Annotated in this window: 14 protein-coding genes and 1 tRNA gene; 9 read left to right on the top strand and 6 right to left on the bottom strand. The window is 46.2% G+C overall.

What is annotated here, in order from left to right:
* Window positions 1-3 precede the first annotated feature (3 nt).
* The 4 genes from ON006_RS08330 to ON006_RS08315 form a co-directional block, all read right to left on the bottom strand.
* A complete protein-coding gene (locus ON006_RS08330) occupies window positions 4-3,168 on the bottom strand; it encodes a DUF6298 domain-containing protein (RefSeq protein ID WP_244818936.1) in 3,165 nt (1,054 codons plus the stop codon).
* A gap of 6 nt (window positions 3,169-3,174) precedes the next feature.
* Window positions 3,175-4,875: a pectate lyase family protein gene (locus tag ON006_RS08325; protein WP_244818937.1), complete on the bottom strand. Its 1,701-nt coding sequence runs from the start codon at window positions 4,873-4,875 to the stop codon at window positions 3,175-3,177.
* 86 nt (window positions 4,876-4,961) lie between these two features.
* Complete coding sequence (locus tag ON006_RS08320; RefSeq protein WP_244818938.1) at window positions 4,962-6,716, bottom strand: RagB/SusD family nutrient uptake outer membrane protein; 1,755 nt, start codon at window positions 6,714-6,716, stop codon at window positions 4,962-4,964.
* A gap of 11 nt (window positions 6,717-6,727) precedes the next feature.
* Complete coding sequence (locus tag ON006_RS08315) at window positions 6,728-9,856, bottom strand: SusC/RagA family TonB-linked outer membrane protein (RefSeq protein ID WP_244818939.1); 3,129 nt, start codon at window positions 9,854-9,856, stop codon at window positions 6,728-6,730.
* A gap of 380 nt (window positions 9,857-10,236) precedes the next feature.
* On the opposite strand from ON006_RS08315, the gene ON006_RS08310 reads away from it, so the two are divergent.
* Window positions 10,237-10,737 carry a VOC family protein gene (locus ON006_RS08310; protein WP_244818940.1) on the top strand — a complete coding sequence of 167 codons (501 nt, stop codon included), beginning with the start codon at window positions 10,237-10,239 and terminating at the stop codon, window positions 10,735-10,737.
* A 39-nt stretch (window positions 10,738-10,776) separates the two neighbouring features.
* On the opposite strand, the gene ON006_RS08305 is transcribed toward ON006_RS08310, so the two are convergent.
* Window positions 10,777-12,513 (bottom strand): T9SS type B sorting domain-containing protein, encoded by a 1,737-nt coding sequence (locus ON006_RS08305; protein WP_244818941.1) that lies wholly within the window; start codon window positions 12,511-12,513, stop codon window positions 10,777-10,779.
* 427 nt (window positions 12,514-12,940) lie between these two features.
* Here ON006_RS08305 and ON006_RS08300 point away from each other — a divergent pair, with 427 nt between their 5' ends.
* The 3 genes from ON006_RS08300 to ON006_RS08290 all read left to right on the top strand — a co-directional run bounded on the left by ON006_RS08300 (window position 12,941) and on the right by ON006_RS08290 (window position 15,339).
* The gene (locus ON006_RS08300; protein ID WP_244818942.1) at window positions 12,941-14,623 is read left to right on the top strand and encodes a PLP-dependent transferase; all 1,683 of its coding nucleotides are present in this window, start codon (window positions 12,941-12,943) and stop codon (window positions 14,621-14,623) included.
* 79 nt (window positions 14,624-14,702) lie between these two features.
* Window positions 14,703-14,784, top strand: a tRNA-Leu gene (locus ON006_RS08295).
* Window positions 14,785-14,943: 159 nt separating this feature from the next.
* Window positions 14,944-15,339 carry a hypothetical protein gene (locus tag ON006_RS08290; RefSeq protein ID WP_244818943.1) on the top strand — a complete coding sequence of 132 codons (396 nt, stop codon included), beginning with the start codon at window positions 14,944-14,946 and terminating at the stop codon, window positions 15,337-15,339.
* 19 nt (window positions 15,340-15,358) lie between these two features.
* Here ON006_RS08290 and ON006_RS08285 read toward each other — a convergent pair whose 3' ends face one another.
* A complete protein-coding gene (locus ON006_RS08285) occupies window positions 15,359-15,784 on the bottom strand; it encodes a hypothetical protein (RefSeq protein ID WP_244818944.1) in 426 nt (141 codons plus the stop codon).
* Window positions 15,785-15,908: 124 nt separating this feature from the next.
* On the opposite strand from ON006_RS08285, the gene ON006_RS08280 reads away from it, so the two are divergent.
* From ON006_RS08280 to ON006_RS08260, 5 genes are all read left to right on the top strand, one after another.
* Window positions 15,909-17,198 carry a carcinine hydrolase/isopenicillin-N N-acyltransferase family protein gene (locus ON006_RS08280; RefSeq protein ID WP_244818945.1) on the top strand — a complete coding sequence of 430 codons (1,290 nt, stop codon included), beginning with the start codon at window positions 15,909-15,911 and terminating at the stop codon, window positions 17,196-17,198.
* Between the two features lie 152 nt (window positions 17,199-17,350).
* Complete coding sequence (locus ON006_RS08275) at window positions 17,351-17,779, top strand: hypothetical protein (RefSeq protein WP_244818946.1); 429 nt, start codon at window positions 17,351-17,353, stop codon at window positions 17,777-17,779.
* A gap of 215 nt (window positions 17,780-17,994) precedes the next feature.
* Entirely contained in the window at window positions 17,995-18,354 is a 360-nt protein-coding gene (locus tag ON006_RS08270; protein WP_244818947.1) for a hypothetical protein, read from the top strand.
* A 499-nt stretch (window positions 18,355-18,853) separates the two neighbouring features.
* Complete coding sequence (locus ON006_RS08265) at window positions 18,854-20,944, top strand: esterase/lipase family protein (protein ID WP_244818948.1); 2,091 nt, start codon at window positions 18,854-18,856, stop codon at window positions 20,942-20,944.
* A 118-nt stretch (window positions 20,945-21,062) separates the two neighbouring features.
* On the top strand, window positions 21,063-22,025 hold the full coding sequence (locus ON006_RS08260) for a T9SS type A sorting domain-containing protein (protein WP_244818949.1): 963 nt from the start codon (window positions 21,063-21,065) through the stop codon (window positions 22,023-22,025).
* Window positions 22,026-22,069 lie beyond the last annotated feature (44 nt).

Genomic DNA, 22,069 nt, shown 5'->3' with positions numbered 1-22,069 from the left:
ATTCTATTTTTTTGACAACCATAAAATGACTGGTGTTGCTGATGAAATGTTATTTAAAGTTCTGATTTTCAAAACCCTTCCGCCATTAATTTTCTCCATGTTACCAATTTCATTACCAGTTTTGCAATCAATGCGGCGGAGCAGATAATTACCTTTCCAATCAGTTAAATCGAGGTCAAATGCCTGGTTTGAATCCTGGTAAATGATCAGCCCTTTGTTCGGATCAGCCAGCGCGTAATGTCCCGAAATCTGCATTGGTTTCATGGAAGAAGCTGCCGACAAAAATCCTTTGGCCTTGACAACCGGTATCGCGCTGATAGATCCTCCGGCCATTAAAACCGCCCAGCCATGACCATCATAGCCGTCTGATGAATACAAGACCGCCTTTTCAGGATATTTCTGGCGGTATTCGAGCACGGATTTATAAATGGCTTCAAAAGAAACCTTTCCCGTTTTCTGAATACGCGCATGCTGTCTCGGTGCCAGATTTTTGCCTCCTTCCGGTGCGTAAGTAGTTCCCTCGGGACGGTTATGCCAATAACGAATGTCGATGATGTCAACGATTTTGGAATAATAGGGGTCATTCAAAATCGCATCCTGAACATCTTTCGTGGTGCTCAATGCCGCCAATGCATTTTTGCCCGTCTCTTTCTCCCATTCAGCAATCACATCCAGCCAAAACTTCACGAAATGAAGCGGCCCGGTGTATTCTGCACTCACGAACTGAATGACACTGCTTTGATCCTTGAAATTGTCCAGACATTGGCGGATATAAGCCTTATGTAATGCTTTTCTGACCGGGTCCTGAACGTCGTAAAATTGTTCAGCCATAAAAATCCGCTTGTCACCCGCGTAGGGTGGCGGCTCTGGAAATCCTGTCTGATTGATGTTATTCGCACTCCGCCAGGGAAAATCAGCGTAATGTGCCCCCGCTTCCAGGATGTTGTGCTGAAAATAATGCTGATGGTAAAGCACCAGCCCTTTCTGATCGGCGAGGGACACAAACTGCCGCAGCCGGGCCCAGTACCAACCATTGTATCTTGTCAGATCATATTTGCTGAGATTATCCCAGGCAGTTTCCTTACCGCTTCTTGCGAAAGGCTGCTCGTAAAATGGCGGCCAAACTTCCGCGTCCATGCGGCGGATGCGCTCGTGATCGTCCCTGCGGCGATCGTACCAAAGACCGTAATTATGATCGAGTACGGTAATGTTCTTTGCCAAAAGTGAATCCGTCAAAGCTGCCGGATCGTCAGTCAGGCCACTTCCATTTCTACCGGGTACAAACCTGGTGATGTGCGGCTTGGCAGTCTGCACATCGTGCGGACGAATACTTCCACGCCACCAAGGCACCTCTTGCCGGTTTCCTGTAACCACCTCATCACCACGTACCACCCAGCCATTTTTGATCATTAACGGAGGCAATAGCTTTGGTTTAACAGGTTCTTTAACACCTATTTCATCAATGGTCTTGACATTGGAATGCGCAACCGAAATCACATTCCGCTGAGGCGCGCTATCGACCCATTCAGCTAATGTAGCGACTGGAATATGGGATGATGCCGCCAGTTTGGCTGCCTGTTCGAGCGTTGGACTACTGGAAGCTTCTGATTCTTTTGGAATTAAAAATGCATTTTCAAAAGCCTCCCTGCCCCTTCGTTCCGACAGTTGGGCATAGTACAAGCTTCGGGGCTGAATGTGTTCATTTACATTTTCCCAATAACCATCCCCTGCAAATTGTGACCAGATCCCGAAAGCGTAATTCCTCGTGAATGGCGGGCTGAAATTGTCAACCCGGGAAGCCGAACATTGCCATAGCACGCAATTCGCCGCCGTCCAGCCGGCGCCTTGTCCATCCTGCCCGCGGTTTTTTAGAGACAACGCATTGCCGTCGACATTTACATTGTCAAAAAGAACACCGGACGCCCAACTATCGACGGAACCGCTGAAACTGAAAGGCAAATGGGACTCGCATTGGACGAATGCATTCGGCCCGGCAGCGCAAAAACCCACTGCAAAATCATGGTAACCATTTGCCGCATAACACCTTTGAAACAGCGTTTGCTGGCCCTGGGTAAAGAATGTATATCGGCGTTGGCCGCCAATTTCAGATATTGGTTCCGTTGATTTGCAATCCTCGACGGTAACCTTGGAGGCGGTTTCGTAAATCGCTACCGCCGAACCTGCCAGATGTTTGAAATGAACCTGGCGAACCCAGGCGTTTTCGACATTTTCGAAGGTAATACCCATCCAGCGATGGTCTTCGTCTTTGACATTGGTCTGGTCAAAAGTGGATTCAATGGTCAGATTTTCAATTCCTACCTGGCTGATCCTGCCTGGCCATTGATAAATCGCCACTTCTCCCCCGCCATAGTGAGCGTCAAGTGCAGTGGTGATGGGTACATCAATGGTCAGTACATTACCCGAAACGGCAGTAATCTGCCGATCCCAAACGATATCCCGCTGGCGCGGCTTCCAGCCCAGCCAACCGGTTTCCCCTCCAAATTCTTCCATTTTCAAATCCCTGATCCACTCTTTTGTGGATGGTCTGCGGATCTGAATGCGGTCGCCGAGTTTGAATGCCGATGCATTTTCAACGCTGAACGTGATTGCATTAACAGGGACGTATGCATCAGTAATCTTTACTTTCCGGGTTGTTTTTAAATCATTTTTACCCAAAACCCTGACAATGGTTTCCCGGCTCACACCAGCTCCGAGCAAAGTAGTTCCGTTTTTTCCAACGCCGCTCCCTCTCAATACCACACCTGAATTTTTGATCAAAAGACCTCCATGAATGGTATGAATGCCTTTTTCCAACAATACCGCGCCTCGTATTCCATTTGCATCCCTCGGCAAAGTCGCAACATAATCCAATGCGGACTGGATTCTGAGCGTAGCGTCTCCTGGTTTGACAGGAACCACCACCGCAGCCGGTACCCGAGGAATGGCCTGATCGCCGCCCATATAGCCGCAATGTGAAAAATCGATGATCCGGTTACCCAGCGAATCAGGGTGGTAAAGTAGCTTTCCATCCTGTCCCTGCGCGACTGGCGAGGGCGGCTTCACATTCTTCTGCGCCACAGACGCAAAGGAAATAAGTAAATACAATCCCGTTAAAAACAGGATTGTATCCGAAACCGTAACCCTAGATATGTAACTATCCGTTTTCAATTAACCTTATTTTTTGCCTGATGAAGTTTTCGATGATGCCAATGTGTCGTGGTTGTTATTCGGATCTTTCCAATCCGTTTTTTTCTTCGGATCGATGCCATTGATGAACTTTTCAATGTTGGAATAACCATCCCCGCTCATATCCTTCTGAGCGTCAGAAGCGTCTTTCGGGTTTAGGCCAACCTTGTTCTCCCAGTCATCGGGCATACCGTCGTTGTCTGCGTCAGGGTATGGTGTTCCTTTGTATTCGGGGTAACCTCCTACCTGTGAAACGTCGGTAATGATGCCATTTTTGTAAGAATCAATCGGCAGACGGCGATGCTCAAACTGCGTTTTGGGCAGTTTCACACCATCGATCGGGTTAATGTTTCCAGTGCGTACCTGCGTGGTCACGCGGGTATCCACAGGATCGCGTTTGGGCAATGTCGCTCCCGCATTGTCGAGCACGTATGTGAAAGATTCTTTGGCCGACATGATCGGAAACCGGGGCATAGGAAGCGGTTGGTTCCATTTGATCTGATCCTGGTACTTGCCGCTATTTGGCAGATCTTCTACCTGAACGCCGCCGTCCCAGTTGTTCTTGGTGACCTTTTCATGGCCCTCCATGATATTACCGGAAACGTAAGCACGGCCGAAAACCAAGTGATCCAGCTTGCTCCTGCCCGCTTCCGGTTTCAGGATACGGTACCCGATTGGCGAATCTTTTGGCGTCTGCGGACCGGGTTTGAAATAGTTATTGACAATGTTGTACATCGCCCGGTAGTCGCCTCCATCAATGGATCGGTGCACCCAATTGAAAACCACATTGTTGGTAAAGTTGAAAATACCAAACCAGCCGATCGACGGATTTCTCCCCGCATTATTAGCCCACAAATTCCGCATAAATGTGCAGTTCTCACCGCCCAGCGTGCTTCCGAAAGAGTGGTTCCATGTATCGAGTGTTTCCGAAAAGATAGAATTCTGTATCGTAATATTCACTGTCGGCAGCTTTTGTTCCGGAGCACCCGTGCTATCGTTGTACATGTGACGATACATTGACATGTTTTCATCCAATCCCCAGCTCGCAGAAACGTGGTCTATCATTATATTTCCAATGGGGTTACCGCCGATAGAATCATCACGGCGACCCACAAAAGTCTCGCCACGGCGGAACCGCATATGCCTTATCACCACATCATGGGTATTGATCCAAACCGTTTCTCCCGCCACACAAACACCATCGCCCGGAGCAGTTTGTCCTGCAATGGTAATGTAAGGAGCACGGATAATGAGCGGCGTTTTGATACGAATGATACCGGCCACATTAAACACAATAATACGGGCTCCACCTTTTTCGCAGGCATCACGCAACGTACCCGGGCCGCTATCGGCCAGGCTGGTAACTACATACACCTTACCTCCCCGGCCGCCAAAACTAAATGCGCCGCCGCCTTCTGCACCGGGAAATGCAGGAATGTCAGATTGTGGAAGATCAACCGGCCTGGCTGCCCATGGAATGTAAGGTTTGCCTTTTTTGGCCTCCTGCTCGATGATCGGCAACGCTTTTTGCCATGCGATTTCGGATTTGCGCTCTGCCTCAGCGAGCAATGAATCGCTTGTTTTTTTCGCAGCAGCGGGGATTTTAGGGTACTGGGCAAATGCTGTCGCGGTTGTCAGTAGGGAGACAATGCTTAGGAGTGAGATGAAATGTTTTGGATTCAAGGTCATATGGTAGGTTGATTTTGTTTCTTTTGCTTTGGTCAAAGTAAGACTTGCCAAGTCTTGAAGACTTGGTAAGTCTCGTTAAGTCTTGTTTATTTCAAAGGATCAAACGTCCCCGAAGGCCAGCCGATATTTTGTTCCAGTCTTGAATTATTGGACAAAGCCGTCGAAGGAATGGCGAAGAAATAGTATTCGGGCAACCAATTGATCGTGTACTTGGTATCGAGTGGCTTGGGGACGATTTCAAAATAATTACGATAGGCTGAATCCAGGCTCATTCCGTCGCGGCGGGCTGCGAAATTTTCGGCTGAAATGGCCGATGTTTTCAAATTAATGGTCACGCCGGTACGCCTTTTACCATTCAGTTTTGGTTCAAATTGCTTCCAGCGGCGCAGGTCCCAGAAACGTTTTCCCTCAAAAGCCAGCTCGATCTGCCGCTCGTGCAGAATGGCTTCAAACATTTCCTGACGTGTCATTTCAGGTTTCAATCCATACAATCCATCGGCACCCGCCTCTATACCCGCCCGTTTTCTGATCTCGGTCAGTTGCGTGTAGGCTTCGTCCAGTTTGCTGATCCCGCAGGCCGCTTCCGCCAGGTTCAGCATCACTTCGGCATAACGCATTTCGATCCAGTCGGTGCCGCTATTGGCTACCGCGCCTGTCGCCAGGTTAGGGTCAATGGCTTTACGCACGTAAAATCCGCTTACAGTCGCCTTTTGCTCCACTGTTTTATTGTTGACCATGTAAGTCCAGAGCCTGTAGTTACTGTTTCCATTGATATGCCAGGTAGCACCATTGAATGCAATCGTCTGGTCAAAACGTGGGTCGCGGTTTTTATAGAACAGTTGTGGATCGTAACCAGACCCTTTTTCATTGATATCTTTCCCGTTTTTCATCGGAAATGCCTGCGTCACTTCCCAGGTAGGTTGATTGGAGCCGCTGCCCGTGCCCAGGTACGACGGCCGGGTGTTGTTATCCCAGGTCTGGTTCTTATTGATCTGGTCGCCTACTTTATTATTGTAGCAAGTTACCCACACGGCTTCGGGATTATTAGCTTCTGTAAACCACAGGTCTTTGAAACTATTATGGAGTTTAAAACCATTGGCTGAAAGCAGCTCGATCGCTTTTTTATTGGCGTCGTAAGCCGCCTGCCAGCGTTCGGGAAGGTCATGGGGATTAAACTGCGGGCTTGCCCAATGCAGCAATATCCGTCCTTTGAAGCCTGCCGCAGCGCCGCTCGTAATACGGCCCCAATCGTTGGAATTAGTCCATTTCCCAGGGAGGTTTTCAATGCCAAAATCCAGGTCTTTTACAATTTGCCCTATGCTTTCAGAAGTAGCCGCACGCGGAATAGCAGCCTCATTCTTAGCCTCTTGGCCAATCGCATCCAATGGTTCCAGAACCAGCGGAACACCGCCATATAGCTGTACCAGGTCAAAATAGCGGTAAGCCCTGAAAAACGCGACCTGCGCCATTAGCTGCTTTTTATAACTTTCACTAAGATCGCCCGAAGGCATCTTGGCCAGAAACTGGTTAATCGACCGGATCTTACCGTAATTATTGGTCGCATTCACAGAAGTCCCGAAATCAGCGACCGTGTTAACCTGAACGGTACCTTCAAAAAACCTGGTTTCTCCGGAAATCTCATCTGTACATTTAAGAAAGTCACCCGTAGGCCACACGGGCAGGTTTTGATCATAAACATAATCCACATAACCTCTTGCCAGCAATGAATCATTGAAAACCTGCTCTTCATTGAAGGCCGACAGATCGGTTTTGTCCAGCACCTTTTCGCAGGCTGACAAAACCATTGCACTCAAAATGATAACGATATGTTGCGATTTCATTTCAGTCAGTTTTAAAGTGTAAGGTTTAATCCCAAAGACCATGTCCGCATCACCGGGTATACATTATAGGTACCGGCCGCGTCTTTGTAGTCGTATGGATTGTAAAAATTGACAGGGTTCATAGCCACGCCGATGAATTTCAGGGCAGTTACACCCAGGCGCTTCGTGACATTCGGACCGAGCGCGTACGATACGTTCAGGCTACGCATACGCAGGGAAAATGAATTCCGGAACCAAAATGACGATACCACATTATAAGTATCCTCGTAAAAAGGATCAGGATACTTTGCGTTCGGGTTTTCAGGCGTGTAATGATCAGCCCAAAAAACAGGCCGTGACACATCCTTGCCCGCTTTTTTACGTGCGTCCGATTCAATGGAGGCCTGCCCGCCGAATGACCCGGCCGTGACCATATCCAGCCTGAAACCTTTAAAGCCAAAACCTAGCGAAACGCCGAAAGTATAGTGGTTGTTTTCTTTATTAGTCAGCCAATCCTCATCGTCCTCGGTGATTTTCCCGTCCGGTGCGGCGTAGCTTCCGTCTGTCTGCCGTGGACCGCGAATGTCCTGGTAGTATAGCATTCCCGGTTTGGGTTTTTGTCCAAAAATAGAGTAATCTGCATTCTTTTCGAGGTACTGGTCCACTTCCTGCTGCGACCTGAACATACCCAGATAACGGTAGCCGCGCACACCGCGGTCACTCGACATGCCGGTAGGATCCAGCCAGGTACCCACATTCACATTGGCCACATCCACTAGCACATTACGGTTGTCGTTCCAGGCGAGGAATGCATTTACGTTGTAATTGATATTCTTTCCTATCTTATCATTCCAGCCGGTAGAAAATTCAAAACCAAACGAATTCACTGTTTCGAAGTTTTCAGAAGGCATCACTGAACCGACTGTGAGTGGAACTGAGGACGAAAGCGTGGTCAGCAGGTTGTACCCGTGATCGTGAAATGCATCCACAGTGGCCGACAATCTGTTGTTGAGAAATGACGCGTCCAGACCGATGTTCTTCTTGGTTACATCATCCCAGCGGCCAAAGTAATTAGGTAGTTTTTCCAGTTTGATGCCAACAGTTCGGTCGCTGTTTCCGCCAAAAACTGCTCCATTGGAAGCCTGGGGCGTATAACGCTGCAACCATTGCCAGGCCGCAGTACGGTCGCCCCCCAAAAATCCGATCGATGCCCGCAGTTTCAGGAAATTAACGAATGCGACTTTTTCTTTGAATAAATTCTCCTCCGAAATGACCCAACCGGCAGATAATTGTGGGAATGTGCCCCAGCGATATTCGGGCGCAAACTTGGTGGAAGCATCCCTTCTGAATGATGCTTCCAAAAGGTATTTGTCAGCGTAGCTGTAATTAAGGCGGCCCACGTAGGACAGTATCCCTGTTTCATTGGCCGAGTTAGGACCAATATCCTTTGCTCCCAGTGCCGACATTAAATAGTCATTTCCGCCTTCAAAAATACCTTCCTTCATCGTGGCAATGCTTTCAGAATAAATTTCCGACTGCTCCACAAGGGCCAGTGCACTCACCGAATGTCTGCCGAAATCCTTTGCATAGCTCAGGTTGACATTCATCTGATAGCCATCCGTATATCCCGGATTGAACCGAAGCCTGTCACCATTGTTAAGCCTGGTCGGTGCGTTGGGTGTACCTCCGAAAATGTGCCTGTTCTCGCCTTGCATCGAAAACCCATACACTTTATAATAGGTACCAAACTGCTTTCCCCAGTCATTGCCCAGATTTTTGTTGTAAACTGTCCTGATTTTCAGGCCCGGAACAAACGGCACATTATATTCCAGGTAGGCATTGATATTGAGCACCACGTTTCTGGCACGGGTGTAGTTGTTGAGTTTTTGGGCTTCAAAAAAATGAAAGCCGGTTGTACTCGAACCACCCGGCAGCAACACCGGAAGGCCGCCCACATAGGGTGGGATAAACTGTGGCGTGTTCAAAAGATTGGTCACATCCTTTTCAACATTTTCACCACCCTGTTTTAGATAAAACAGCTTATTATCCGACAAATTACCGCTCACGCCCAGGCCGACTTTAATGTGATTGGTCACCTTCACATCGGTACTGGCGCGGAAATTCCATTTTTTATAGCTGATATTGTCCACATTACCATTTTGGTAAAAATAAGCCGCGCCAGCAAAAAATGTCGCGCGCTCAGTTCCACCACTGATATTGACTGTGTGCCTGGTGTTCAGCGACGGTTTCCAGGCCATATCAAACCAATTGTAATTATTGTTCTTGAAATGTTCAAGCTCGTCGGGCGAGTAAAATTCCGGATCCGTCGCAGCCAGGCCCCTTGTTTTGTTGTAGTCGTTCAGGTAGGTAGCAAGTTGTACGCCATTCATTACTTTTGGCTTATAAGATGCTTCCGAGCTTCCGAAAGTGGTGGTGTAATTCACCTGCGGCTTGCCTGCTTTGCCGCGTTTCGTCCGTACAACCACCACGCCCAGCGCAGCCCTGGCACCGTAAACCGCCGCGGCACCATCTTTCAGAATGGATAGATTTTCTATTTCAGATGCGTCCAGCAGCTGGAAATCGGCCTCGGTACGCACCACGTCGTCAATGACATACAATGGGGAATTGGTTCCTCCGTCCTTCGAGGCTTTGGTAGGATTACGGATCACGATAGATGCCGCTGTACCTGGCCTGGCCGTTCCGCCGCTCACTGATACGCCCGGCAGCTTGCCCGCCAATGCTGAGGTAATGTCTCCAACAGGCAACTCATCAATCTGGCTCACTTTCACTGTTGCTACTGCACCGGTGAGGTGTGATCTTTTCTGCTCTCCGTAACCGATGACGACCACGTCTTCCAGTGCTTTTACGTCCGGTTCCAGGACTACGTCCAGCGAAGTACGATTGCCGATCTCAATGGTCTGTTTGACAAAACCCACATAGCTAATAATGACGCTACCGCCACCTGAGGGAACATTTAATAAGAATTTCCCTTCCGCATCAGTAGAGCTGCCCGTATTTGTTCCGGCCAGTAAAACCGAAACACCGGCCAGCGGTTCCTTCGAAAGACCGTCCGTCACCACGCCCTTCAGCGAGCGGGTCTGTGCTATTCCACTCAATGCCGAAGCGAGAAGGAATAAAGTGAGTAGAAAATTTTTTGTCATGTAATCGAGCTATTTAAAATATCATTATTTTAATAATACCCCGGTTTTTAATTGATAAAGTCCAATCGAAACCATGATCAAGTCTATTTTCACTCCATTTACTATGCAAGCATTTTCTACTTTTTATTTCTGCACACGATGCCGGGAACGTTTGCGGAAGCATAAAGCAACCAATCGAAAAAATAAGAAAGTGTTAAAAAGACACAAAGTGAATTAATCTAAAATTATCGAAATACAGTAAAAGCTTTTCGATAATTTGTATTATTTCAATATTGAAGTTCCTGTCGCAATCACCCCCCGAAATTGTCAGTTTCACACCGCATGCAAGTGTGCACGAAAACATAAATTTGTACAATCCATTATCAAAAAGATTTAAAATCATGGCACTAACACAGAAAATCACCAGTAATTTATGGTTTGACTCCGAAACCGAAGACGCGGCAAGATTTTATGTCTCAGTTTTCAAAAATGGATCTATCGGAAGGATCACCCGCTACGGCGAGGAGGGTTTTGAGTTTCATGGTAAGCAGCCCGGAACAGTCATGACCATTGAATTTGAATTGGAAGGGCAAAAATTTGTGGGGCTCAATGGCGGGCCTATATTCCAGTTTAACGAAGCCATATCCTTCATTATCGATTGCGAAACGCAGGAAGAAATCGATTACTATTGGGATAAACTAACTGACGGCGGTGACCCAAAAGCGCAGCAATGCGGCTGGCTAAAAGACAAATTCGGTGTTTCATGGCAGGTAGTACCCGTTATGTTCGCCGATATGGTCGCCGACCCAAACGATGAGCGAACCAAAAGAGCGATGAATGCCATGTTCCCGATGAAGAAACTGGACATCGCGGCGCTCGAAAAGGCTTACAATGGAGCGTAAAACAGTCGAATCCGTTCTAAGGGCTGACAAGCAGGATCATTATCTCAGCAAATTCACAACACCCGAAAAGTCGAGGAACGATCCGTTTGTCAGCTCTACCTTGATTTTGTAGGGATAAACACCCGCTGCCGTCAACGTGCCGTGGTAGGTTCCATCCCACCCCGAGGCAGGATCTGATGCGGCAAAATTTTCCTTCTGAAAAATAACCTCACCCCAGCGGCTGTAAATAAACATGGTCCGGATCAGCTTGACGCATTTATTCCCGTAAACATAAAACACTTCATTCTGCTCATCGTGATTAGGCGAAAATGCTTCCGGCGCGTAAATGCCGCACGGCTTGACGTAAACCTGCACTTTCGCCGATTGCTTGCAAACCTGCTCACTGTCTGTCACCTGTAATGTATAAACGGTAGAAACTGGTGGTGACGCCCATGGTTCCCGACAGGTAATGCAGGACAATGTGGAGGGTGACCACAGGTAATGATAGCTCCCCGACGGTTCCACCAGCGCGTGTATCTGCACGCTGTCGCCCTGCGTAATAGACAACGTCGGGGTCACGGAAACGTCCATTTGAATGACTTCCAGGTTGGTGATAACGGTGCTGTCGCAGCCTGTGATCTTGGGAATGTGGTTGATATAATTTCCCGAAACCGCATACAGCGAATCTCCTACCGCCAAAGTCTCTCCTTTACAGATCTTGATATTTTGAGTAAAACTGCTGACCGGGTTTACCTTCAATGTCAAAGTCACTGTACTATCACACACATTACTTTTACTGATGTTTCGGATAAATGTTCCGCTGGTCCGGTAAATGGTATCGCCCAATGCAACCTGCTCGCCTTCACAAATCGTACTGTCGATCGCGGCGGAGCTCTGCCTGAATGCAATGGTATAATCCAGACCCAGCGCGCAGCTCGCTTCCAGGCTGCCCAGCGGTGTGAGATCGACGTGGTACTTGTCGCCCAGACTCGCTTTTACTTTTACATTCTGTGTGCTGGCACCATTACTCCATTGATATTGACCAAATCCCGTCGGCGCTGCCAGGGTCAGAAAACCTTCCTCGTCGGGGCAGTTGGACGTGGTTTTGATCTCAGATTTTAAACATTCGGCATCAAAATAGGCATATCCGAAATGCCTCATACGGGTGCATCCGTGCGCGGTGACCACGATCGTAATGGTTTTACCTACAAAATTTCTGAGATCAATGGCACCGGTCGTCCAGTTACGGTACTGAATGTCGCCGGAAGTCTGGAAACCGTCGACCGTATTGTTGCCCTGCAATTGAATGTCGTAGCTGCTGCATGGCAGTTCTTCTCCATTGCTGTCAAAAATAAGAATGTTGAATCCCGGTTTCTGATACGGTTCGTGATTGGCCTGCCCGCCTGTCCCGCTGGTATTTTGCAATACGACCGCAAATTTATATTGAAACAATGTGTTGTCTGCCGTGACGGTATAATCGGCGTGGATCCGGCTGTAATGGCTTCCTTCGTTGATATTCCCGATGCGTATCGAGTGCGTACTACCGGGAGCGACCATGGGTATGGAAGGAATTTTGGCATCATTGCCGTCGCTGATACTGGTCACATAATGATCGCTGGTTCCGCTGATTTCACTTTGGTACACCGTGGCCTGGTTTGCATCCGTGACAGTTCCATAAGTGAGTACCCACCCTGCCGTGCTACCTTTTTCAAAACCGATGTTACTGCAATCCACCTGCGCCAGGGCGGGGACAATCAATAAATAAGCAAACGCAAATGCATGTAGAAAAAGCTTCATGAAGAACAGGGTTAGACAAACTATTTTACGCGCTAAATAATGCCCTTGTTGCAGTGTAATGACCGAAAAATCATTTTTTTTACATTCCAAAAATGTACCTTTCCGGGTTATCTTTTTTTGGTAAAAATAATTGTCCCGCACCGATGGGGGTTGTCACCCAAATTGTGTGTCCTGATCATATCAGGCTTGTTGTCAATTCATTGTATAAAGCCTCACTTTCACTAAACCCGTGACCGAGTATGAAGTTAAACCGTTACGTTCTTCTGCTATTTTTTTGTATTTTTTTCCAAACCGCGTGGTCGCAGCAAAAGAAGTACAGCATTGTCATTACAGACGGCGATGTCATGTGCCCGAAAAAACAATATTGATGCCTGGAGGCACCAAAAAACTAACCGCTCATAACAAAAATTTAAATTCCTAACCATAGATGAAACGTAGAGAAATCCTGAAAGAATTGAGCCTTTTACCACTTGCGGGCGGCGTCGTCAGCAATGCATTCGGCGAAAGCGATCGTAAAAATAACTGGTTCAAAAAAACCGCTGCGGCAGTGTCAGCGCCCGGGCCATTGAAAGCCGGCCCGCAGATATACCAGTCCATTGGTGTAGAACCGATCATCAATTGCCGCGGTACGTTTACCATTATCGGAGCTTCGATTGAACTTCCCGAGGTACGACAGGCTATGGAATATGCTTGCCAGTACAACGTCCAGATCGACGAGCTGGCATTTGGCGTGGGTCAGCGGCTAGCCGAAATCACGGGAGCGGAATGGGGAATGGTGTCGGCTGGTTGTGCCGCGGGAATGAATGAGGTTACTGCCGGAATTATCGCTGGCGGAAATCCTGAGAAACTGATCCGCATCCCTAACCTCGAAGGTTTTGAAAAAACAGAAGTAATTATCCCGCGCTCGTCCCGCAACGTGTACGACCATGCGATACGCAACTGCGGCGTAAAAATCATCACGGTGGATACGCTGGAAGAACTCCAAAATGCATTGAACCCCCGCACTGCTATGATCTACATGATGCCCGGCGGCGATCCGTGGTCGGTCCGGAATGTGGCCAAACTAGCCAAACCATTGAATGTACCAATTTTGGTAGACGCCGCTGCGGAAAGACTGACCATTCCGAACATTCACTTGCAGGCAGGCGCTTCCGTGGTAGCATATAGTGGCGGAAAAGTGATCCGCGGGCCGCAATGTGCAGGTTTGATGCTGGGTAGTAAGGATATTTTAATGTCGGCATGGCAAGCGAGCGCTCCGCACCACGGCCCTTGCCGCGACAACAAGATCGGCCGTGAAGAGGTTGTGGGAATGCTGGCTGCCGTGGAAGCATGGGCTGTCCGCGACCATAAAGCTGAAATGAAAACGTGGGTTTCGTGGCTGGACACCATTGTGAAGAAAGTATCGGGCATTGACAGCGTGCAGGCGGTGATCCGCGAACCAGAAGAGGGTGCACTCAACAACGCCACGCCCAACCTGACCATTACCTGGGACCCGACCAAGTTGAATATTACCGGCCAGGAAGTAGCCGACGAACTATCGACGACAAAACCGCGGATCGCGGTAGGAACCGGTTTCCGCAGATCTCAGGCAGGCGCGGCAGCAAATACTTCGGCGGCTCCGACCACTTCTATTTCCATTGCTTCCTATATGATGGGGCCAGGCAATGACAAGATCGTGGCCGAGCGCGTACACGAGATCCTTTCCCGCAAACGCAGCGCACCGAAAGCAGAGGCGCAAATGAAAGCGCCTTCGGCAGACGTGAGCGGCAGATGGGAAGTGAGTATTGATTTTTATACCAGCAAAAGCAAGCATACTTTCCTGATCGAAAAACAGGACGGCAATTGGCTTTTCGGCACGCATAAGGGTGAATTTGCAACCAGAGAACTGGTCGGCAACATTGACGGTGACGAGGTGCGGTTCCAAAGCAGGTACAGTGTGCCGGGCGATAATGTGGTGATGACCTTTTACGGAAAGCTGGTTGGCGACACCATAACCGGCGAAATTGATATGGTAGAATATGTTACCGCTAAATTCACGGCCAAAAAAGCAGCATACCCGACAAACCGTCAGCGCATTAACATTCCGGCGGGCCGTCCGTTGTCCACCTAGGAGTCTGGCGATTCAAAAAACATGCTGCCAAAGTCTTGCGACGTATTATTAAAATATTACTTTTGCATCACAAAATCACGGCCAGGTGGTGAAATTGGTAGACACGCTACTTTGAGGGGGTAGTGCCTTCGGGTATGGGAGTTCGACTCTCCTTCTGGTCACAAATGCTCTTAGCAATGCTAAGGGCATTTTGTGTTTTCAGGGGGATTGGGCAACTGTGCGCTCAAAAAAGTTAGTAAGAGTTTTGTAAATTGAATACATTAGCTACCCATAATCAAAGACTTAACTCCCTCACTAACTGTAACTCGCAATCGAACAAAATGGAAAACACAAAACCCAACCCTTCAAAAGTTTATTTTACCGCAATGGCTGCTTTCTGGTTCATATTCGGCGTGATCACGACCTTTTTCCCGGCTCTCATGAATATGTTTCAAACCGAAGTCGGAGTTAATGCAGTGACAACTTATTCTGACCATATATGGCGACATGATGGGCTTGATATCCTCTCAATCAGTGTACTGCTTCTGGCAATTTCCCGCGAAGCGGCAAGCCGTAATTTATTTAGAGCAGCTGCGGTTGTAGCATTGCTGGTCACAACGGCAATCATGTCCTCTATCTTTACAACGCCCTATTGGAATATGTTGTTTCTTGTTCCAGGAATAAGCTGTTTAGCATTTGCAGTATGGGGCTTTATGCTTTCTGCAAAGGTTAAATGAAATCTTTTATCTATTCTTTCTAAAACTTGTGCGCCGGCGCGGGATGCGTCTTCGCTCTTGCCGCCAGGTAGTCCAACATCTTTTGAAAAGATGTGTGAGAAGAGACTGTGTCTGCAAACTGATGCAGTTCAGTTGTGGTCATCGCAACACCTACTCGGTGTCCGCTCGCCATGTCCTGTCCAAAATATAATGCACCTGGCTTTTGATAAAACTTATAGAACATGCATTGGCCATCAGAAATAACTTGCACGTCGTTATGTTTTCTTTCGAACCAGCTGTTCTTCACCAGTTTACTGAGCGCTTTTAAACTTTGGCCAGCCGCGCCATCACAACTGTTTACCCACACGGTCTTCATGTGACTTGTTTCAAACAGATGCCATAAGATGGAGCCAAAAATAAATAGCAAAAAACCAAGGGCGAGGCCCTTAAATACATTCCAAATCATGCGTTATGAGGTTTTTCGTACCTGATTTCATGTGAGTTAACAAACTGTATACCCAAAAAATTTCCACAGCCCATTCCCACAATAATTGAAGAACATCATAAGTTACTGATAATAAACTCCTCTGATGATGACTCTCCGTATTTTTGTTGTGTTATTGATTGCTTTTATGCCAATGCTAAGTCACAATAGCGTGGCGTGCAGCATGTGCAAAGTAACGATTAATGGTAAGACCTATTTGGGCAATAATGAAGATTCATGGAAGACTGGATCCAGAATTACTTTTGTTAATGCGCCGCCGGGAAAATTAGGGGCATTATATGTGAGCTACAGCGATTTTTTCGCGCAGGGAGGAATGAATGAGGCTGGCCTGGCCTTTGACGGACTGACAATTTATAAAGCAAATATCAAAGTTGATCCGTCGAAAAAAAACGTTACCAATTTCAGGACATTCGTCAGAGACATTATGCAAAACTGCAAAACTGTGGAAGATGTCAGGGAATATGCGAGCCAATACAACAGACACGGGATCAGCAATGGGGAGCTATTTTTCGCAGATAAATCGGGGCATTACCTGATCATGGAACCGGATACGGTAATAATAGGAAATGATGATAAATACATTATTGCCAACTTTTGTCCGTCGGTAACACCTGAAAATAAAAGATTGGATTGGGACCGGTATCGAAGAGGCCGGGAGTACATTAATAAACACCAGTCCGGTACGCCCAAAAACTATTGCCTGGCATTGGTAGACACCATGCACGAATGCCGGGAAAAGATGGGTGACGGCACCATGTATTCCTCCGTTGCGGATCTCGAAAAAGGAGATTTCAGCTTGTATTTTTACCATGATTACAGTAAGGAAGTTAAATTCAATTTGAAACAGGAACTGGCCAAAGGTGACCATACCATTGAAATTGCTTCGCTGTTCCCGACCAATGCGGAATACGAAAGATTGGCCAATTACAAAGTCCCACAAAACGACAAACGCGTTTTTCTTTTCCTGCTTTTCTGTGGCGGAATTTTTGGTTTTTCTGCTATCTATTTTTTAATCAGCTATTTGGTAAGCCTAAAAACAACGGACCGCATTCAGGATTCTTACATTGGATTTAAACTGATGTTGTTCGCTATCAGCATTCCAATGCTATATTATATGTTCATTTTGACAAGAAACCCCGCTATATTTTATAGTAAAGCTCCCTACCAGGACATTCAATTTTCGTTGAAAAACATAGCTGCCTACCTTCCTTTCGTCCTACTACTGCTCATCGTCCCGTTTTTGAGAATTAATTTCAAAGTCTTTGGCCAAAAAACCTGGCGTATGCCTTCCAAATTGCTTTTGACGCTGAATAATGTCGTATATCTGACCTTGATATTTTTCTTTATTTACTGGGGTTTTTATGATGTGTTTTGAACAACTTTTTTTTACTCATTAAAATACTAATCTCAGCCCTAAGTAAACTTAAAATTATTCTTACCGTTAGATAATTAATATCCCCGCCGTTTGATCATTTCAGCATGAAGGCAACACGGGCTACTTATACATTTCATACTTAATTGATAGAAATGAGATCAGCACAATCAAATTCGAAACCACCTTCCTGGTCAAAGCTAATGGTTGTATTAATATGGCCATTGATCAGCTTGCAAGGGTGCGATAAGCTTTCTCGAACCAGTACTGTATATGGGAGAGTAACTGAAATTGGCGGGGCTGGCGTTGACAGCATTGATGTAACGTTTTCGGCATACAGGAGCATTGCAGATGAAAAGGCATTAATTCGGGTTACAACCGATAAAGATGGCAATTATAGCGGTACTGTGGATGTACCTAAAGGCTATGGAACGTTGACCATAATCATCCCATACAGTGCAAATCCGAAATTTTCCAAAGTCTATCGAGGTTTTGAAGTTTACGTTAACGGCGATAAAACTAATGACTGTTGTCCGTCCAAAATTGGCGGAAAGACACAATACAATTTTAAACTGTATAAATAGCTTAAATCTTCATCTAATCAGCTAAAAATGGATTGGATTCATTCATTTTTATTCCTACCATTAAATAATTGATATCCCCACCGCTTGATCATTTCAGCATTAAGACAACACAGGTTGCTTACATATTTCATACATATTTGACAGAAATGAGATCAACACAAACCAATTCGAAACGACCTTCCTGGTCCAAGCTAATCATTATCCTGATATGGCCATTGATCAGCTTGCAGGGGTGTGATAAGCTTTCTCGCACCAGTACTGTTTATGGGAGAGTAACGGAAATTGGCGGGTCTGGTGTCGATAGCATTGATGTCTTGTTTGCGGCAAATAAGATGATTTCTGGTGAAATTGGCCTATTGCGTATTACAACTGATAAAGATGGTAATTATAGCGGAACCGTGGATGTGCCCAAAGGGTATGGAGAATTGAACGTTGTTATTCCAACTGGCGGAAACCCAAAATTCACCAAAATTTACCGCGGACACGAAGTATTCATTAATGGAAAACAAACAAATGATTGTTGCCCGGCAAAAATTGGGGGAAAGACACAATACGATTTTAAACTGTACAAGTAGTTTCAGTCTTCATCTAATCAGCTAAAAATGAATTGGATTCACTCGTTTTTATTCCTACCATTAAATAATTAATATCCCCGCCGTTTGTTAAATCCAGCATTAAGACAACACAGGTTACTTACATATTTCATACATATTTGACGGAAATGAGATCAGCACAATCAAATTCGAAACGACCTTCCTGGTCAAAGCTAATGGTTGTATTAATATGGCCATTGATCAGCTTGCAAGGGTGCGATAAGCTTTCTCGAACCAGTACTGTATATGGGCAGGTAACTGAAATCGGCGGGGATGGTGTCGATAGCATCGACGTCGTTTTTGTAGCATATAAGAATATATCGGGTCAAAAAGGGTTACTACGGATTACTACCGATAAGGATGGCAATTATATATTAATGGAAGAAAGATTAATTATTGTTGCCCGGCAGAAATTGGCGGAAAGACGCAATACGATTTTAAACTGTACAAGTAGCTTAAATCTTCATCTAATCAGCTAAAAATGAATAAAATTTACACTTCATCAAAAACAACGGTATTTATTTCCCTTTTTATTCTGGCCATTAATGTCACCTATTCCCAAAACAGTGCAACTTACCAGGAAAAGATCAACACTGAACTTTCAAAATTAGACCTCACCGCGATCAAAAATGGCATCTTACTAAACTTGTCCATGTTTAATTCAGCCGAACAAGACCAGTTTCGAAATCTAAAACCAAATCAAAAGCAAACATTTTCGAATGCCGAAAATTGGGAAAATCTTTACGTGAGGCTCTCTCGCGCACAGTTAGTCAAAGACCAAAAAATATTTCCAGAATTTTCACTTTTAACGGGAACGAGCATCCAGAATAGAACTAAGAACAATATCATCCCCATTGGTATTCTGGATGTAGAAGGGACTTTGCTGAACGAACAACAATTAAAGGAAGCAGAGCAGAAGAATAGTATCAAAAATAATAGCCCGCAAGATTACGAAAGAATACGTTTCTTATCGGCTTCAGTTTTACAGGAGGAAGTTTATCAGGCAGAGGTACAGTTCAAAATAAGCCCCGATCTTTTGATCGCAAATCGCCCATCTTCCATTCAGTCAATCGAAATTGATTTCAGTGATGGAAAAGGATTTACAAATTATAAAGTTGTAAACCAATTGATTCATCACAAATTCAACAGCTTGGGGAAAAATGCTATCAAAATAAAGCTGCAAACTCCTAAAGGATCCTACTTGTTTGAAAGTGTTGTCAATGTCATGCAATTCGAGCGAAAAAAACCTAATAGAGAATTTCAGGTTACCACCTCTCCGATAGCATTCGATACAGTCACATATAGGAACGGTTCCAACCATCGTACTTCCGCTGTCCCAGGAGCCAATGTCAGAATTCTTCTTGGTTGTGATGGTGTTTTCGACAAGCCACTTCTTCTTGTAGAAGGAACCGATCTCGGGGAGGATGTAAACCTGGATAAGCTGGAAGCAGTTTGGACAGGAGGCCAACAACGCGTTCTGGAAGATTACACCGCTGAAGGTTATGACCCTGTTTTCTTGGACTGGCAAAATTCTCATGATTTCATTCAGAACAATGCCCAAGTCCTTAAGGCGGTGATCAATGAAATCAATCAGACTAAAGTTGGTAATAGCCAACTGATTGTAATAGCTACAAGTATGGGTGGGTTAGTTTCAAGATGGGCGCTGAGAGAAATGGAAAATGCGTCCCAGCAACATCATGTCAGCCACTTAATATGTCATGATACCCCACATCAGGGAGCTAATATTCCCATTGGGCTAACTCAGCTGTATTGGGAGATTCCCATAGACGTAATGGAAAATTTGCTTGTGCTTGCACTCAGCAGAACTTGGGCTAATTACTACCATGCCTTGCAAGCGCCTTCCTCCCGGCAAATGCTCATGCACTGGGGAGGGCAGCCTAACTTAGGTGTCGGAAACAAACATCCCGATTTTGACATTTTTCGCACAGCCTTAACAGCGCTCGGCAATGGTGGATATCCCGCAACATGCAGAAATATCGCCATGATCAATGGCAGTATGGACGCTTCAGACAGATCTCTTTTCGACGATTTTAATTATGGGGACAGGATTGTCCTGGGTTGGGTTCCCGGTTTCAGAAGAAATACGGCTTTCGATATTCACACTAATGATCTCTCGCAGAGCAAACAGATCCTTAGAATAGCCGTCTTACAAATTCCTCCAAAATTCCCTACCTTCCTCCTAAAAACAATTAACTATAACAATTCAGTCAATGACGATTTCCTTCCCGGTGGAGTGAGTTATGTAGAGGATAGGGTAATTGCATTTCTTAGTGACAAAACGTTTCGGTTTGCTTTCGTACCAACATTTAGCGCTATCGATTTCCAGGGCCCTAGAACAACACAGACCGAAAGGGAAATGTTAAACACCACAGTCGTCAATGCTGTGATGGGGCCTGGCCGTCAAACACCTTTTGCAGCTATCTATGGCAGAGGTGATAATCTTAACACACCGCACGCTTCGCCCTTGATATTACCTTGGTTCGGACTTGGTATAGCAGAAGGCTTAATTACTAATACGGGCTGCGCCGCCGCCCCTCCCCCCAGCGCCTAATGTCTTTTTCAATGGCGGGAATGCTTGTTTTCCTTTTGAGGCCCACCGGGAAAATCATTGTTTTGACATCACTGTAACTGTCCAACCAACCGGAATTCAGTACCGACAGGTTCTGAGGTTGGAAAAATTGGGGACGGATGAAACCCAGGAGGGATTTATGGTCGCTGGTCAAGACAGTTATACTTTCCAGGTTTACAGTGCCGGGCAATATCAGGTTACATGTACAAGAAGCTATCCTGGCCGCCCGGACTTAATATCAACCGCACAGGCAACTGCTAATGTAAGTACCTGTTCAGTCGCATCAATTAGCGGCGATACTGAAACCCTGTTACCTAATTTGGATTGTAAAGGCTTTTGGGAGAATGACTACCTGGTTACTTTTCAAAATGATGTGACGCAACATGTTTTTGCGCACTTGACACCAGATCTCGCCCTTTATGCATCCATTGGAGAAGATCCGACAGGGACCTTTGTAAGTCCGGCGACATTGGAGACTAATGGCTTCTTCCCGGAATTTGCAGGCTGTTTTTCGGCAGTAGACCCGCGTATTCCTTTACCGGTTGTACTTCAAAATTTTGAAGCTCATGCGGAAGGCCAAACTGCCCTGCTTACCTGGCGTACCGCCAGCGAAATCAATAGCGAACTTTTTGTAATTGAACGTAGTCAAACCGGCAGAGATTGGCAGCAAATTGGTAGTGTGCTAACCGAAGGCACGGACATTGAAAGTACAGATTATACTTTCGCTGATCCCAGCCCCGCACATAACTTGGTATATTACCGGCTAAAAATGGTCGACACAGACGGAAGTTTTGCTTACAGCAAGATCCAATCCGTTCAATTTGACTGTGCTGGAACCATAGTCTATCCTAACCCGGTAGAAGGTGGCAAACAACTCCAATTGCTGTTAACCGATAGCCAGGTTAAAAAAATCTACATTTATGACCTGGCCGGAGAGAATGTATACGAAGCCAGCGGCCCCGTTGAACAAATCAACACGAAGAATCTGATGAACGGCCGGTACCTATTGAAAATTCAGCTCAAAGACGGCACTGAAAGCAGCCATGTCATTATCAAACGATAACCCTGAATAAATACCGGCGATATCTAATCCGCGCCAGGTACCGA

This window comes from Dyadobacter pollutisoli (assembly GCF_026625565.1).
GTDB lineage: Bacteria > Bacteroidota > Bacteroidia > Cytophagales > Spirosomataceae > Dyadobacter > Dyadobacter pollutisoli.
This window is presented reverse-complemented; position numbering and strand designations above follow the sequence as displayed.